Below are 15689 nucleotides of genomic sequence, written 5' to 3'. Positions count from 1 at the left end.
GCCGCAGCTCGGCGACGGAGCGGCTGTTCCGTTGCGAGAGGGGACCCCTCATCCAAAGGCCTGTTGGATGAGGGGTCCCCTCATGCGTGCGACGTCAGCGCCAGATGCCCGTGGGCGCGCGCGCCCGGACCTGAGTCCCCTGCCCAGGGGAACTCGTGAGATCGAGGACGCCACCGATCTCCGTGATCCGTTCCCGCATCGATCGCAGGCCCAGGTGCCCGGGGAACGACGCGTTCGGGTCGAAGCCGATCCCGTCGTCACCGATCTCCAGGGCCAGCGCCGCCGGCGTCTCGGTCAGCCGGATGGTGACCCGGTTGGCCTGCGCATGGCGGGCGATGTTCTGCATGGCTTCCTGGGCGATGCGGTACAAGGTCTGCTTGACCTTCAGGGCACCTGACGGTTCTGCGCCGAGCTCGGCGTGTGTCGCGACGCCGTGCCGCGCCTGGAGGGCGGCGAGCTGCTTGCGGAGGGCGGCTACCAGTCCCTCCTCGGCCAGCGCCTGCGGCCGGAGCTCGAAGATCAGTGCCCGCATGTCAGCCAGCCCGGCCTCGGCCAGCGCCAGGATGTAGCCGATCGGCGCCTCGACCTGGCGAGGGTCGCCGTCGAGCGTCCGCAAAGCTGTGCGCGCGCCAAGGGCGATGCCGTACAACGCCTGCGACACCGAGTCGTGCAGCTCCCTCGCGAGGCGCTGCCGCTCCTCGAGCGCGGCCTTCTCCTGCGCCGCCGCCACCAGCTGGGAACTGTCGACCGCCGTTGCCGCCTTGCCCGCCACCACCGTGAGGTAGGCGAGCTCGAGCTTGCTCGGAGGCGAACCCGCCGGACAGTGGCAGCACAGGACGCCGAGCACCAGCCCCCGGGACAACAGCGGTACGCAGACCAGCGCGGTCGCACGTGGCGGGTCGCCGGCGGCTGGGCCATTCCGCTGGCGCGGCCCACCAGGTTCGTCCGCCAGCACGCGTTCGTGCACGATCGCGGTACGCGCCGCGATCGCGGCCTGCGCCACACTCGGGCCCGCGGCACACATGCCGGCGTCCACGACGTGATCGGGGTCGAAGGAGGATGCCCGCCGCAGCGACAAGTCGTCGTCGATGACGTGCACAGCACACGCGAGCGCACCGGTCGCCGCGACGACACCGCTGGTCAAGGTGTCAAGTGTCTGTTGCAGCGACATCGTGCCCGGGGTGGTCGTGATCGCCAACCGTTCGAGGTCGGTGCGGGCACGGTCATGCTCGATCTCCATGCCGACACTCGCCGCGAACAGACCGACCGTCCGCGCGTCCTCCGGGGTGAACCGGCGGCCTGCACCGTCGGCGACCTCGATGAGACCACCCGGCCGCTCGTATCCAGGTACGGGGACGGCGAGTACGGCGGGCAATCCGACCTTGCCGTGCGTGCTGTCCGTCGCGTCCGGGACGATCACCGACTGCTGCCGTCGGACGACCTCACCTTCCACCGTGTCTGCGGTCCGGACCCACGTGCCGGCCAGGTCCCGTACCGCCTCACCATCGGTCGAGCGGATCAGCAGGACATCGCCGTCCTCCAGCGTCATGATGGTGCAGGCCGCGGCACCGAGAAGGCTGCGGACCTTACGGGCCACCAGACCCAGCACGGCGTCGCGGTCGAGGCCGCCGCGTACGGCATCGTTGACGTCGGCGACCGCGCGCAGCGGATCCCCCGGCAGGCGGGCGTCGCCACCACGCTGGGTGGGGACGCGCCGCGCCGACACGTGTCGACTGGTATCGGTCATGGCTGTGCGAGCTCGTACGTCGAGACCAGGCCACTCTGCACGGCATACAACGCCGCCTGAGTCCGGCTGGACACGTTGAGCTTCTTGAGAATGCTGCTGACGTAGGTCTTGACGGTCTGCTGGCCGATCGACAGCTCGCGGGCGACCTCCTTGTTCGAACGCCCACGGGCCAGCAGGATCAGCACCTCCACCTCCCGCCGGGTCAGCGGATCGGGTGTGCTCGGCACCCGCATCTCCCTGACCAGTCGGGCCGCGGCAGCCGGCGACAGGTGCACCTGACCGGCAGCGGCAGACCGGATGGCACGACGCAGGCCTTCGGCGTCGGTGTCCTTGAGCAGATAGCCGATCGCGCCGGCCCGCAGCGCGTCGGTCACCAGGTGGTCCTCGAGGAAGCTGGTGAGCGCCACGACCTCCACATCCGGAAGTTCCCGGCGAATCGCCGCGGTGGCACTGATGCCGTCCATGACGGGCATCAACAGATCCATCAGGATGACCGCGGGCCGTAGCTCATGTGCGAGCTCGACAGCCTCGCGGCCGTTGCGGGCCTCGCCGACGACCTCGACATCGTTGTCGAGCTTGAGAAACATCATCAAACCCTGCCGAACCACCGCGTGATCTTCGGCAATCAACAGGCGGACAGTCATGTCGGACCCCTCCCCCCGCGCTGCCGTCTCGACAAATCCCCAGCCACGGCCCAATTCGGATACAACTTCCCGTGGGGTGGTCCACTCGCTCGACAGCCTACTTCGCAGTGTCCGACACATTCGGCGAGTTCGGCAGCAGAACCAGAAACCGCAGCGGCCGCGGCACTCCGCGGGTCCGAATCGTCATATCCGCAGAGCCTCGGCCCGGACAAGTACGGCTTGTCCGCCACCGCCTGGGTGTGGAGCGGCTCCCCCGCCGGTAGGGGGGCCCGGCCCCCCCGAACGCACGCATTCATCCGTGATGAGTGAGGGAGTCTGCGCTACCCCGCCGGAACAGAGGATGGGGAGTGCAGGGAGGGAAATCGAACCGGTCCGGTCCGCCGACATCGTGGAGCTAGTCGACACGACCGCGCGGGGTGGGTCATTGGGGGGCGGCGCCTCATGTGCGCCCAGATACACAAGGTAACTCGGTTGTATCCGCACTGGTACAGCCGTCCGCTCGGACTGCTGCGGGACGGGCGCGTGTGGCGTTTCTCCGTTGTGGGGGTCACCGGCGTCGCGATCAACAGCCTGGCGCTGTACGTCCTGCACGGCCGCTTCGGGGTGCCGCTGGTGCTCGCCTCGGCGTTGGCGGTCGAGTTCGCCATCGTCAACAACTACATGCTCAACGAGATATGGACATTCAGTTCTCGACGCCCGTCACTCGGCCGCTTCGCGAAGTTCAATCTCACCGCATTGGTCGCGCTCCTGGTCAACGTCGCGGTCGTGTGGGTGATGGCGAGCATGGGAGTGCTCTACCTGGTGGGGAATCTGTTCGGCATCGGTGCGGCGATGGCCATCAATCTCACCGTCAGTACGACATGGATATGGGGGCGCAAGTCCGATGGAATCGCTGGTGTTCGCCGGCCTGGTAGTGGTCTCGATCCTTCTTTCCCTCCAGGCAGGGCACATTCTCTACATGATGATCTACACCTGGGATCAGCCGGAGGCCGAGCGGCTGGCGAAGGGACCAGAAGAGCTGGTCGAACCGCACCTTTCGTTCACAGCGATCCTGCCGGCCCGCCACGAGGAGGCGGTCATCGCCCGGACGATCGATCGCGTCGTCCACTGCAACTACCCCGCAACCCTGCTGCAGGTTCTGGTCGTCTGTTCCGCCGACGACACAGGGACCATCGAGCAGGCGAGTCAGAAAATCGATGAGCTGCGGTACGACGGCATCGTGAACGCGGCCATGGTCGTCTTCGAGGACGAGCCCATCAACAAACCGCACGGGCTGAATTGCGCGCTGCGCGAGGCGACCGGCGACGTCATCACGATCTTCGACGCCGAGGACGAGATGCACCCCGACATCTTCGCCGTCGTCAACACCCTGATGGTGACCGAAGAGGTGAACGTCGTGCAGTCCGGCGTTCAGCTGATGAACTACGAGTCCAACTGGTACTCGACGTTCAACGTCCTCGAGTACTTCTTCTGGTTCAAGTCCAGGCTGCACTACCACGCGCGGCATGGATCGATACCCCTCGGCGGCAACACCGTCTTCTTCAAGCGCGCACTCCTCGAAAGCATCGGCGGCTGGGACGAGTCGAACCTCACCGAGGACGCCGAGATCGGGTTGCGGATGAGCAGCCTCGGTGAGCGGATCCGGGTGATCTACGACGACGAGTACGTCACCAAGGAGGAAACGCCGCCGACGCTGCAACAGTTCATCAAGCAACGGACCCGGTGGAACCAGGGCTTCATGCAGACGTTGAGCCAGGGCGCCTGGCGGGAGATGCCGACCTTCCACCAGCGGGCACTCGCGTTCTACACACTGTCCTTTCCGTACGTGCAGGCCTTTCTCGGCCTCTACATGCCGCTGGCGTTCCTGACGATCTTCATCGTGAACACACCGGTTCCGGTGGCGTTGCTGACCTTCGTCCCGGTTCTCCTGCTCACGGCACACTTCATCACCGCCGTGGTGGGTCTCTATGAGTTCACCGAGGCGCACGGCCTGAAGGCGACGCCGTGGACGGTCGTGAAGATGGCTTTCACCTGGCTTCCCTACCAGCTGGTACTCGCCTACGCCTCCATCCGTGCACTTCGCCGACACCTCGCCGGACGTCGCGACTGGGAGAAGACCCAGCACATCGGCGCGCACCGCACGCCCATCGACGACGTGGTCGAGAAGGAGGTGAGCAGTGGCGCCTAAGCGGGCCTTCGACCTGCGGCGGCCGAGCACGCTCCTGCTCGTCCTGTCGCTGGTCATGGGGGCAATCTCGCACGGATACCACCTCTTCGAGTATCCGTTGCACATCACCGACGAAGGCATCTATGTCCAACAGGCCTGGTCGGTGCTGCGCCAGGGCGCGCTCTCGCCGTACACCTACTTCTACGACCACGCGCCCGCGGGTTGGTTGACGATGGCGGCGTGGGCGAACGTCCTGCCCGGACAGTTCCAGGCGTTCGGAAACGAGATCGACACGATCCGGGTCCTCATGCTCGTCGCGCACGTCGCCAGCGTGGGTTTCCTGTTCGAGATCGTCCGGCGATTCTCCGGCAGTGCTTCGGGCGCCTTCATGGCGTGCTTCCTGTTCAACGTCTCTCCGCTCGCGGTCTACTACCAGCGGCAGGTGCTGCTGGACAACCTGATGGTCTTCTGGCTGCTGCTGGCGACGTTCCTCCTGGTTCGCGCGAGCGACCGGCTGGTGCCGGCCATGGCGGCGGGTCTGGCGTTCGGGATCGCGATGATCACCAAGGAGAACGCGATCTTCTTCGCACCCGCGATCGGTTATCTCGTCTACCGGCGCGCCAGCGGGCGGCGAAACCGGCGCTTCCTCATGTCGTTCTGGTGGTTCGCCTCGGTTATTCCGGTGACGTGGTACTTCCTGTTCGCCCAACTCAAGAACGAGCTGCTGCCGACCGGTTTCAACTTCGATCTCGAAAGCCAGCCGACCGACCACGTCTCGCTCCTCTACACGATGTGGTGGCAGGTCAACCGGGTGGGCCCGAGCGGCCGGAGCCTGTTCTACGAACTGCTCGAGAACACCTGGCTCCCCCGCGATCCGGTCCTCCCCCTCGTCGGGCTGATCTCGACGTTCATCGTGCTGTGGCTGTGGTCGCGCGACCGCGATCGCCGTCCCGGATATCTGGTCAGCGCCCTGATGACGCTGGGCTACGGCTTCTACATGGCGCGCGGCAGCGTCATCCTGGACTTCTACGTGGTGCCGCTGGTCATGGCCTTCGCCATGAATGCGGGGGTGCTGTACGGCACGTTCATGCGCTCCGTACCACGTGGTTTCCGGATCGGCCTGACGAGCATCATCATCGCGTTCGCACTGGTTGTGCCAGGTGGGTACTTCGTCGTCCGGAACACCGAGGGCAACCTGAAACCACACGACCTCTACGAGCTCTCGGTGACGCCTCTCCAGCAGGCGCAGTACGAATGGGTGCGGGCGAACATCCCACCGAACTCCCGCATCATCATCGACGACGAGATGTGGACGGCGCTGCACGACCGCAAGCCCTACTACAAGTACGCACACTCGCACTTCAAGGCGGCGACCGACCCTGATGTGCGGGGCAAGGTGTTCGGCGGCAAGTGGCAGAACATCGACTACGTGGTGATGTCCAACAAGATGCGCGCGGCGATGGAACGTAACAACGCCGGCGGAGTCGAAGAATACATGCTCGACGCGATCGACAACCACGGCCGGGTGGTTTGGGAGTTGCATCGCGGCGACATCCACCTAGAGGTTTACGAGATTCAGTAGGAAACAACCGGGTGCGTCTTCACGGGCGACCAAACCTGGCAGGGAGTAAACGACATGAAAACGACGACATCGAAGAGGCCGCAGAAATCCAAAGGCCCGCAACGGTCCTGGAAGCGCGCCTTGATCGTGGTAGTCGCAGCGCTGGTCGTCATCTCTCTCGGGCGATCGCTGATCCCGCTCGGCGGTTCTGGTCCCAGCCCGCTGAACATCACTGGGGGTGGCCGCGAGGGGACGACCACGAAGGAGCCTCCGGCCCAACAGCCGACCAAGATCGTCCAGTTCAACGGCAAGAAGGTCCCGATCGGGGAAGGGCCGGTCGCGGTCCTCAATCCCGGACTTGCACGGCCCGGCGGAAAGGTCGGGGTGAACGGCTCCGGGTTCGACCCGGGTGCCCGCGTCAACGTGATGCTGTCCAGCGGTAAGGGCCGGGCGACCATCATGGCCACCAAGAAGGCGAACAAGTACGGCGTCATCGACGCCGAGTTCACCTACCCCGTCGGAGCCGGCAACTCCGGCAAGAAGCAGTCGGTCACGTTGGCCCAGGTCGGCAGCACCAAGAAGGTCGCCAAGGCCGAACTGGTGGCACAGGCCGGCGTCGGCCTGGTGGAGCTCAGCGACCAGGTGGGCAAGCCCGGCACACCGCTCACGGTCGACGCGGACGGTTTCCTGCCCAACGAGAAGATCAACGTCTTCTGGGGACGCCTCACCGGCACGCCGTCGCAGGTTCTGCGCGCCGACCCGGACGGCAAGCTGCAACACGAGTCGCTCCGCGTCGGCGTCGGTGCCGTCGGCGACAACACCGTCATCCTGATGGGTGCGAAGAGCAAGACCACGGCGATGGCGCCGTTCCAACTGCTCAGGCAGTACCCCATGGTGCTGACCAAGCCGTTCAGCGCCCGCGCGACGGAGACGATCCACGTGACCGGCAAGGGCTTCGCCCCGAATGAGCGGGTCCTCGGCTACCTCGGTCAAGCCGGTGGCATGCCGGTCATGACGGTCCGGGCCGACGAGGACGGGTCGATCGGCAACATCGCCTTCAAGGTGCCGTTCGACCTGAAGGGCCGGCAGACGCTGATCTTCACCGGTGAACAGAGCCGGGCCTCGGCGAAGGCGGGCTTCCTGGCCCAGCAGTACATGCCGGTCGTCCGGGGCAGCACGTGGGGTGGCCTGCCTGGCACCGTCATGAACTTCTACGCCAAGGGGTTCGCGCCCAACGAGGCGGTCCACGTCTACGTCGGTGACGAGCTGGTCTCCGCGTTCCGCGTGGACTCGAAGGGCAAGGCGGTCGCCGCCGGCAAGTACATGATCCCGTCCGACGTCGAGAAGTCGGTCGAGTTCCAGATGATCGGCGCCCGCAGCGGCGGCGTCGGGAAGCTTTCGGTCAAGGTCGACAAGTCCGAAGGCATGGTGCAGATCCCGAAGCAGCCGAAGTACAAGCTGCCGAAGGACCTCCGGCGGTGACCTCGCCGCACCTGCGTACGCAAGCTGACTGGCACGGCCGGAGGGAGCGCGGCGATGACCGATGTCTTCGGACCCAACACGCGGGGGGTGATCCACCTGATCTCCCACCTGGGCGAGCTCGGCAGTCGGGAGATCGACAGCGTGGTCGAGCTGTGGAAGCGGCGGCCGCGTGAGGATCGGGCCGCGGCCTGGGCGGCGATCGGTGCCGCGACGACGCTCACGGAACGGCGGGCGATCCTCGACGCGGCCGGGCTCGCCCGGAGGGAGGCGATGGCCGTGGCCCGCCGGCACGGCTCGACCGACTGGGCGTTCTGGGCGGCTGTCTGGGACGCCGCGGCCGGTGTGGCCGCCAGCGACCGGGTAGACGAGCACCACTACCAGACCCTGATCGGCCCCGTCGCGAGCGGCCTGCCGTGGCTTGCGTCACGGCAACCGGACCGCATGGAGGTCTCCGGACTGCAGGCAGCCATCACGCGGTACGGCGTTCCCCAGGGCTGGGGCGGATCCGGTGAGGTCGGCGGATCGGCCGAGGTCGGCCGAGCCGAAGACAGCGGAGGGGCCCGATGACCGAACCTTCGACGCGGGTCCTGATCGCCGACGACGACCGCGCCGTCCGCGACGCCCTCGCCGACCTGATCACCGGGCAGCCCGGCCTCGAGCTTGTCGGGGAGGCGGTGAGCCATCCGGATGTCGTCCGGCTGTCGGCGAGGGACCATCCGCGGGTCGTGGTCCTCGACGCGCGGATGCCAGGGGGCGATGCGCCCGCGACGATCCGTTCCATCCAGGACCGTACGCCGACCACGTCGGTTCTCGTGCTTTCCGCGTACGAAGATCCGAGTGCTGCGGTCGAGGTACTGGCGGCCGGAGCGACCGGCTACCTGGTCAAGGGCATCGCAGACGAGGAGATCATCGAGGGGATCGCCCGCGCCGCCCGCGGCCAGGTCAGCATCTCCCTGCCGCTCGCGAAGGAGTGTCTGAACCTGCTCCGCCGCGACCTGGAGACCGAGCGCCGGGCGAGCGCTGCGACCCTGCAGAGCGCGAACGTCCTACGCCAGCTCCTCGACCGGATCCGCGCCGCGTCCGTCCTGGTCGGCGCCAACGGCGCGATCGAGATGATCAACGCGCCGGTCCAGCAGCTGTTCGGTTACCGCCGGGCGGAGCTGATCGGTGAACCGATCACCAACCTGGTGCCGCTGTCCCGGGGCGGCGAGCCCGTCGACGAGCTGATCTACCGGCTGCTGAGCCGTGAACCTCCAGGGGAGTACGGACCGGAGGCGCATTTCACCGCCACCGGGCGTCGCAAGGACGGCGGGACGTTCCCCGTCGAGGTCTCGGCGAGCCTGATGCCCCACGGACAGCGCGGCGTCGCCGTCATCCTCCGCGACCTGAGCGAGCTGAGCCTGGCGGAGGCGAGGTACCAGCAGCTGTTCGAGGCCTCGCCGGATGCCACGGTGATCGTCGACGACTCCGGCACCATCAAGCTGGTCAGCGCAGCCGCGGAACGGCTGTTCGGCTATCCACGCGAGGACCTGCTCGAACGCACCGTCGACACGTTGCTCCCCGATCATCCGGTCACGATCTACCGGAAGGAGAGCGACGAGGTGCCGGCCGAGGACGGTGGCGTGGCGGCCCCGCTGGGATTCGAGCTGGTCGGCCGGCGGCGCGACGGCACCGAGGTCCCGGTCGACGTCAGCATCGGCCGGATCCGTACCGAGGAAGGCGTCCAGGTCGTCCTGTCGATCCGCGACATGACCGAGACCGCGGGGTCGCGAGCCGTCCTCGAACACAGCGTGGAGGTGTTGCGAGCGGCCGGGCAGGACCACCGCAACGTTCTCGTCGACCTGGTGGGCGCGCAGGAACGCGAGCGGCTCCGGATCGCCGCCGGCATCCACGACGACAGCCTGCAGGTCATCACCGCGGCGGCCCTTCGGCTGCAGCAGTTGCGCCGCCGGCTCAGTGACCCGGACGACCTGCGGGTGCTCACGAAGCTGGAGGAGACGATTCGGCTCGCGGCCGACCGTCTCCGCCGGATGATCTTCGACTTCCGCCCTCCAGCGCTGGAGCACGAGGGGCTGGTCGCGGCCCTCCGCGCCTATCTCGAGCAGCTCCGCGCCGAGACCGGGGTGGCGTACGAACTGGACAACCGACTCGAGGAGGAGCCGCCGACCCAGACCCGGGTGCTGATCTACCGGATCGCCCAGGACGCCCTGATGAACGTCCGCCTGCACGCCCAGGCGTCCCATGTGCTGGCGCGGCTGAGCGGCGTGGACGACGGTTGCCTGGTCGAGATCATCGACGACGGCGTCGGCTACGACCCGTTGGAGGCCGAGACCGAGCCCGGTCATCTCGGCCTCACCCTGATGCGCGACCGGGCCGAGATCGTGGGTGGCTGGTGCCGGATCGAGAGCGCACCCGGAGCCGGTACTACGGTGGAGTTCTGGGTCCCACGCGAGTCGGGGCTCGCCGGAGGCGCCACGTGAGCACATCGCCCGAACCTGGGCCGCCACCTGCACCTGGGCCGCCACCTGCACCTGGGCCGCCGCCTGACGCCGGGCCGCCCGACGCCATCATCTCGGTCCTCATCGTCGAGGACCACGCAGTGGTGGCCGAGGGCCTGGTGGCGCTCTTGGCCGAGCATCCCGACCTGCGGGTCCTCGGCTGGGCACCTACTGTCGCCGAGGCCACCCGGCTCGCCGCCGAGTCTCCTGTCGACGTCGCGGTCGTCGACTTCTGGCTTCCGGACGGCACCGGGGTCGACGCGGCGGCAGGCATTCGTACGTCCCGCCCGGATGCGGTCGTGATCTTCGTCAGCGCAGACGACAGCGACCAGGCCATGATGGCGGCGGTCGAGGCCGGCGCGTCCGGCTACCTCATCAAGACCGCCACCGGGCAGGAGATCGTCCAGGCGGTACGCCGGGCCGCCGACGGCGAGATGCTCATCCCCGCGCCCCGGCTCGCCGAACTCCTGGCGCGCAGCCGGGAGTCGGTACGACGGGAAGCCGACCGGGCGCAGCAGCTGGGAAGTCTCACCGCCCGCGAACGCGAGATCCTCGACCTGATGTCGAAGGGCCTGACCAACCGCGAGATCGCGGCCCAGCTGAGCATCGCCTATCCGACGGTACGCAGCCACGTCCGCAGGGTGCTGGAAAAGCTCCACGCCCGGTCCAAACTGGAAGCCGTCGTCAAGGCCGCATCGGCACAGGGCAGCGACCACTCGACCGACCCCGGTGATGACGCCGGACCGGGCCAGGCAGTGCCGCCGCCGGGCCCCTCCGGCACATCTGGACCATCTGGCCCATCTGGCCCATGATCTCAGTGCAGCTGAATCGCTGGACCCTCTGGTTCGGCGGTCTCGCATTCTTCAGCTGCTACCTCGGGCAGACGGTGCTCGGCGTCGTTCAGCCGACGATCGCGGCGGAACTACGCCTGTCGTCGGCCGAAGCCCAGTGGGTCGTCAACTCCTTCTTCTTGACCCTGGCGCTGTTCGCGCCCGCTGGGGGGCGGCTCAGTGACTACTACGGGCACCGGAACGTGCTGCTGGTCGCCCTGTCGGTGTTCGCCCTGGGCTCGTTCTCCGCCGCGGTCTCCCAGGGCTTCTTCTGGCTGGTATCCAGCATTGCCGTCGCCGGCATCGGCGCCTCGACGCTCTACCCGGCGAGTGCGGCGATGATCGCCAACCGGGTCCCCCTCCGGAGCCGCGGCGACGCTCTCGGGAAGTACTCGGCGATCGGCGTGTCGGTCTTCGTGGTCGGGCCGCTGCTGGCCGGCGCATTGACCGAGGTGGTCAGCTGGCGGGCCCTGTTCGGCGTCCAGGCCGCGGTCGGCATCGGTCTGGTGCTGATGGGTTGGCAGAAGGTCGAGGACCGACCGGTCGGGGAGCCGGAGCGCTTCGACGTCCGGGGGCTCGTCGTCGTGATGTCAGGGCTCACCGCCCTGCTGGTCGCTCTGATGCAGGCACTCACCTGGGGCTGGGACTCGGCGGCGACGCTCGCCCTCGCCGGGTGCGGCGTCGTGGTGCTCGGCGCGTTCTGCCTTCTCGAGTTGCGTACGCCGCATCCGCTGCTCGACGTCGGTCTGCTGCGGCGCCGCGTGCTGTGCGGGATCGTGCTCACGATGTTCACCGCCCAGTTCGTCATCACCGGCTACATCATCTACGCCGCCACCTACTTCCAGCACGTCCTGGGATACGGGCCGCTGCTTGCTGCCCTCGCGATCGTTCCCTCGATGCTCGCTGCCCCGGCGTTCAACGTCATCGCCGGCCGGGCGACGGACCGAATAGGGGCCCGCCTGCCGGCGATCCTCGGGTACTTCGCGACCGCGGTCGCGTTCGGATGGCTGGCGGCCTTCCTTGACGAGAGGCGCTACATCCTGTTGCTGCCAGGGCTCCTGCTCCTCAGCACGTCGTTCTCCCCGATGTTCACGTCCCTGCTCACCGGGCTCAGCAACGCGGTCGCGGCGCAGGAGCGCGGCGACGCCAACGCGCTCGTCCTCACCGTGCGGTGGATCGGGGCGGCCGCCGGGACGATGGTGCTCGGGGTCATCATCCATGCGGGCAGCGAGTCCGCGAGGGTCCCGACGGCTCCGCCGTACCAGACGGCCTTCGTCGTCCTCAGCGCAGCCGCCCTGGTCGGCGGCCTCATCTGCATCCTGCTGCTCCGTGATCCGGCACCGGAGCAGCGGCCGATACACCACCACTTCAGGCCGCACTTCTGAGCCGTTCGCCTCGAGTGCTGCACCACTGACACCCGCAGCCACGCGGTCCGAGCTGGCGTGGGCGGGCGCACTCACCCGTCACCGCGGGTGCGACCACCTGGCAGGCTGACCCGCATGCCTCCGACCGCCCTCCTGCGAACCGTCGTTCTCGTCCTCGTCGGTGTCTCGGGGGCGAGCTTCGGCGCACTCGCCCTGATTCCACCGACACCACCTCACGACCTGGCATTCGGCCTCGTGCTGTGCGCGGGCGGCGTCCTGTTGACCTGGGTGGGTCTCACGTCTCGCCGGGTGGGCCGGATCGCGTGGCTGGCAACGGTTGTGGTCGCTTTAGCTGGCTTGTTCCTGAGCCTGTTGGTTGTCCGCGAGGACGTCTGTTGCATGTACGCCTACCATCGCGGGCTGGGCTTTCCGTGGGGCTGGTTGGACAGCGGCGCCACCGTCGCGACCCGGGCCGCGGTCGAGGAGTTACAGGCGAATCCGGGACAGTTGGCCACGCAGATCGACGTCGCCAAGATGGGGCTGGACACCGCGTTCTGGTGGTACGCCGGGGTGCTCCTCTGCATTCCCGCCAGCAGGATGCTCCAACGCCGACGGCCCAGTCCGAGGCGTCGTGGCGGCGCCCACGCACGGGTTGGCGGGCGTGGACGACGAGGACTGTGACGACCCGAGCACCCGTCGGCGTCGGCAGAAGTTCAGCGGCGAACAGCCGCGCGGCAGGCGATCACGAACCGCACCGTCGGCGCGTACTGGCAGCGGCCGAACCACATCACCTTCGCCATCGCCCACGCATGACCCGGCTCTGCGTCAGGGGGTACGACGACCGGGAAGTCGACGATCGTCCGCGCCCGCGCCGGCAGGCTGAAACCCGTCAGGGACTGGGGAATCGCGTGCCAGGTGCCCCACGGCGAGACGAGCTGGACCTCACCGCGGATCTCGTCGCGCGTCTGGTTGGTGAGCGTCACGGCGATCGTTGCGCGGGCGCCGGGACTGACCACGACCTCACGGTCCACGACATCGACGACCAGTCCGGTCCCACGGCCGGCCGTGGGATGGGAAGCCGCTCCACTCCCGTCCATCGGCGCCGCAACCCGGTCTGTCAGAACAGCGGTCTCGTCGGTCGGCATGGCGTCCACCGCCTCACCGGTTGAGGACCCGGACGCGGCTACGGACGTCCCTGCCGACGCCGGCACGCGGGAAGCGGGTGCGGACTCCGACCTCGGTTCGGGGATGGGTACGACGGAGTCGCGCCGGCGTCCCCGCTCGGCCGCGACAACGACAGTGGCGATGTCCTCGACAGGCGTACCGGCGTAGGAGATCTGGGCGGCAACGAAGTACGTCCCCTCCTCCGCATCCTCAGCCGGCGTCACCGTCGCCGCGAATCGCAGGTGCCCACCGGCGGGGAGCTCGTACGCCTGTTCCGCCGGATCGACCGTCCATCCCGCGGGCACTCGCATCCGTACGGCACTCTCATGGGCCGCGTCGCGCAGCTGGCTCGCGAGCACGACCTCGATCTCCAGCGGACCACCGTCGGTCCAGGGCAGTGAGCGCGGCGACACGGCAACGGTCACCGGTAGGTATCCCATCGGCGCCGGACCACGGTTGTGCAGCCAGTAACGGGCGTACTCGGCATGTGGCCGTTCGGCCGACGGCCCCAGCATCTCTGCGTCGGGTGTGCCAGGTGTGTCAGGTGTGGCGGCGTCCACCGGCATGGCCACGATGGTCGCCACCTCGAAGCCGGCGAGGTCGAGGCTGAGATCGGTCGGCTCGAGTGGGCGTTCGAGCAGGTTGGCCCGCCGCGCGTCGGTGAGCCCGAGGGCACCGCCGATCGTGGCGCGGCGCCCGAGCCCGGTGCTCTCGGCCAGCCGCAGGGTGATCCCACGCACGGGATCCGAACCGCCGGCGCTCCCGGTCGCGATCGGGTTGCCGGTCGGCTTGACCGCGCTCAACAGGACCTCCCGCGCCGGTTCGATACGGACGAGCGAATGCCGCCCCGGCAGCCGCTCAGCACGAGGAACCGAGTGGGGAACCGTACGCGGCGCCCCTCGGGGCAGGGCGCGGGCGTGCAGTGGTGTGCAGTACTCCTGGCCGCGCGACGGCAGCGCCAACGCGCGCCAGTCGCCGTCACCCGCCACGAGGGCGTAGCAGAACTCGTGCGTCCACCGCTGCAGCTGGAACGCCGACCCGTCCGGTGCCGCCCGGCGCGGCGGATCGACCCAGACGCCGGACGGCCAACCGGTGCAGGACCGGAGCAGCGACAGGTGCAGCGCCCCCGTCGGGTCGACGGCGAACCCGGGCAGCCCGTAGGTCATCAGGGCGACGGTGGCATCGGTGAGCGGTTCAAGGGGGACGTCGAGCCCGACCGCCTCGATCGCCGCGTCGTCGAGGTCGGCGACGAGGCAGTCGACCGGGCCGACGGCGAGCAGTGCGGGCAGGGCCCGGACGTCGCGCAGGTCGGCGTTCGGCCGCCACACCGCCCGCAGCGGCTGCTCGGGCGGTACCCACAACAGCACCCGTCCGGTCGCCTCGAGCTGCCGGTCGAACTCGGCGGAGTACTTCGCGTCGCACCGGGCCAGCAGCTCCCGCGCGATGGCGTTCTCGTCCGGGCCGCCGAGGACGATCCGGAAGTCAGGCAGGTTGGAGTCGACCGACAGCCATCCGTACCTCGCCCACTGCGCACCGGATGTCGTCGCGGTGACGCCGACGCGGGCGAGAGCGACGACCAGGTCGCGGGCGCTGGCGGCGGCACCGACCTGACCGACGACCACCTCGGCGACGCCGAGCGCCCGGTCGCCGAGCCGGTTGCCGTCGGGGTCGACCAGCGAGACCCGTGCGGTCGAACCCAGTCCGAACCACGTGTGGGCGGGATTGTCGAGCGTCCACGGCGCTTCGGCCGCGTCGACGTCGGGCATGCCGAAACCGCGTCCCACGACCGCCGCCGCGACCCCCGACATCGGCAACGCCCCCGGCAGGTCGACCGGGAACCTCACCCGCAGCAGCTTGTCCGCGCCGCGATGGTCGAGCACCCTTGTCCGGAAGTCGACGCGATCCACCCCGTGCCACAGGGTCACGGTCTGCTCGAAGGACAGCACGTCCAGCGTTCCGGTCGTCACGAGGCGCTCACCCAACGGCCCGATCTCCCGGCGGACCGTGGCGGGCGTGGTCGCCGACCCGACCACCGGACCGCGCGGAATGAGGTGGCGCGGTCCTTCGCCGAAGTCGGGATGGGTGGCGTACTCGTCGTAGAGCAGCAACTCGTTGCCGACCCCGCGCAGCAGCTCCCGACCGCTGTCGAGGTCGACGAGCGAGGTCAGTCCGCCGCCGCGGTCCGGGTCGGCGCGGAGTCGGTAGCGGTGGTCGTCGACGAGGCCCGCGACG

At 68.5% G+C, this 15689-nt stretch carries 11 protein-coding genes and 1 pseudogene; 9 read left to right on the top strand and 3 right to left on the bottom strand.

Annotated elements, in window-relative coordinates; all coding sequences use genetic code 11:
- Positions 1-94: 94 nt before the first annotated feature.
- A complete protein-coding gene (locus ABN028_RS11895; RefSeq protein WP_349327102.1) occupies positions 95-1747 on the bottom strand; it encodes a GAF domain-containing sensor histidine kinase in 1653 nt (550 codons plus the stop codon).
- Positions 1744-2391 carry a response regulator gene (locus ABN028_RS11890; RefSeq protein WP_349327101.1) on the bottom strand — a complete coding sequence of 216 codons (648 nt, stop codon included), beginning with the start codon at positions 2389-2391 and terminating at the stop codon, positions 1744-1746. Before ABN028_RS11890 ends, ABN028_RS11895 begins: the two co-directional genes overlap by 4 nt.
- 441 nt (positions 2392-2832) lie before the next feature.
- Here ABN028_RS11890 and ABN028_RS35330 point away from each other — a divergent pair.
- The 9 genes and pseudogenes from ABN028_RS35330 to ABN028_RS11850 all read left to right on the top strand — a co-directional run.
- Positions 2833-3249: pseudogene (locus ABN028_RS35330) on the top strand (GtrA family protein); the annotation flags it as partial.
- Between the two features lie 25 nt (positions 3250-3274).
- On the top strand, positions 3275-4579 hold the full coding sequence (locus ABN028_RS11885) for a glycosyltransferase (RefSeq protein WP_349327100.1): 1305 nt from the start codon (positions 3275-3277) through the stop codon (positions 4577-4579).
- Positions 4569-6140 (top strand): ArnT family glycosyltransferase, encoded by a 1572-nt coding sequence (locus tag ABN028_RS11880; protein ID WP_349327099.1) that lies wholly within the window; start codon positions 4569-4571, stop codon positions 6138-6140. The genes ABN028_RS11885 and ABN028_RS11880 overlap by 11 nt, the downstream gene beginning before the upstream one ends.
- 54 nt (positions 6141-6194) lie before the next feature.
- Positions 6195-7601 carry a hypothetical protein gene (locus ABN028_RS11875; protein ID WP_349693451.1) on the top strand — a complete coding sequence of 469 codons (1407 nt, stop codon included), beginning with the start codon at positions 6195-6197 and terminating at the stop codon, positions 7599-7601.
- 54 nt (positions 7602-7655) lie between these two features.
- A complete protein-coding gene (locus ABN028_RS11870; RefSeq protein ID WP_349696643.1) occupies positions 7656-8168 on the top strand; it encodes a hypothetical protein in 513 nt (170 codons plus the stop codon).
- Positions 8165-10081, top strand: a complete 1917-nt coding sequence (locus ABN028_RS11865) for a PAS domain S-box protein (RefSeq protein WP_349327094.1) — start codon at positions 8165-8167, stop codon at positions 10079-10081. Before ABN028_RS11870 ends, ABN028_RS11865 begins: the two co-directional genes overlap by 4 nt.
- Positions 10078-10911 (top strand): response regulator, encoded by an 834-nt coding sequence (locus ABN028_RS11860; protein WP_349696642.1) that lies wholly within the window; start codon positions 10078-10080, stop codon positions 10909-10911. Before ABN028_RS11865 ends, ABN028_RS11860 begins: the two co-directional genes overlap by 4 nt.
- On the top strand, positions 10908-12314 hold the full coding sequence (locus tag ABN028_RS11855) for an MFS transporter (protein ID WP_349696641.1): 1407 nt from the start codon (positions 10908-10910) through the stop codon (positions 12312-12314). Before ABN028_RS11860 ends, ABN028_RS11855 begins: the two co-directional genes overlap by 4 nt.
- Before the next feature lie 114 nt (positions 12315-12428).
- A complete protein-coding gene (locus ABN028_RS11850; RefSeq protein WP_349696640.1) occupies positions 12429-12974 on the top strand; it encodes a hypothetical protein in 546 nt (181 codons plus the stop codon).
- A 32-nt stretch (positions 12975-13006) separates the two neighbouring features.
- Here ABN028_RS11850 and ABN028_RS11845 read toward each other — a convergent pair.
- Positions 13007-15689, bottom strand: a 2683-nt coding sequence (locus tag ABN028_RS11845) for an NEW3 domain-containing protein (RefSeq protein WP_349696639.1), incomplete at its 5' end; no start/stop codon positions are given.

The organism is Actinopolymorpha sp. B17G11, assembly GCF_040196095.1.
GTDB lineage: Bacteria > Actinomycetota > Actinomycetes > Propionibacteriales > Actinopolymorphaceae > Thermasporomyces.
Note: the sequence above shows the minus strand (reverse complement) of the source record. Positions and strands in the feature narration are given on the sequence as shown.

Coding starts and splice junctions, on each gene's coding strand:
- ABN028_RS11895 (WP_349327102.1), bottom strand. CDS start 1,747: ATGACCGATACCAGTCGACACGTGTCGGCGCGGCGCGTCCCCACCCAG.
- ABN028_RS11890 (WP_349327101.1), bottom strand. CDS start 2,391: ATGACTGTCCGCCTGTTGATTGCCGAAGATCACGCGGTGGTTCGGCAG.
- ABN028_RS11885 (WP_349327100.1), top strand. CDS start 3,275: ATGGAATCGCTGGTGTTCGCCGGCCTGGTAGTGGTCTCGATCCTTCTT.
- ABN028_RS11875 (WP_349693451.1), top strand. CDS start 6,195: ATGAAAACGACGACATCGAAGAGGCCGCAGAAATCCAAAGGCCCGCAA.
- ABN028_RS11870 (WP_349696643.1), top strand. CDS start 7,656: ATGACCGATGTCTTCGGACCCAACACGCGGGGGGTGATCCACCTGATC.
- ABN028_RS11865 (WP_349327094.1), top strand. CDS start 8,165: ATGACCGAACCTTCGACGCGGGTCCTGATCGCCGACGACGACCGCGCC.
- ABN028_RS11855 (WP_349696641.1), top strand. CDS start 10,908: ATGATCTCAGTGCAGCTGAATCGCTGGACCCTCTGGTTCGGCGGTCTC.
- ABN028_RS11850 (WP_349696640.1), top strand. CDS start 12,429: ATGCCTCCGACCGCCCTCCTGCGAACCGTCGTTCTCGTCCTCGTCGGT.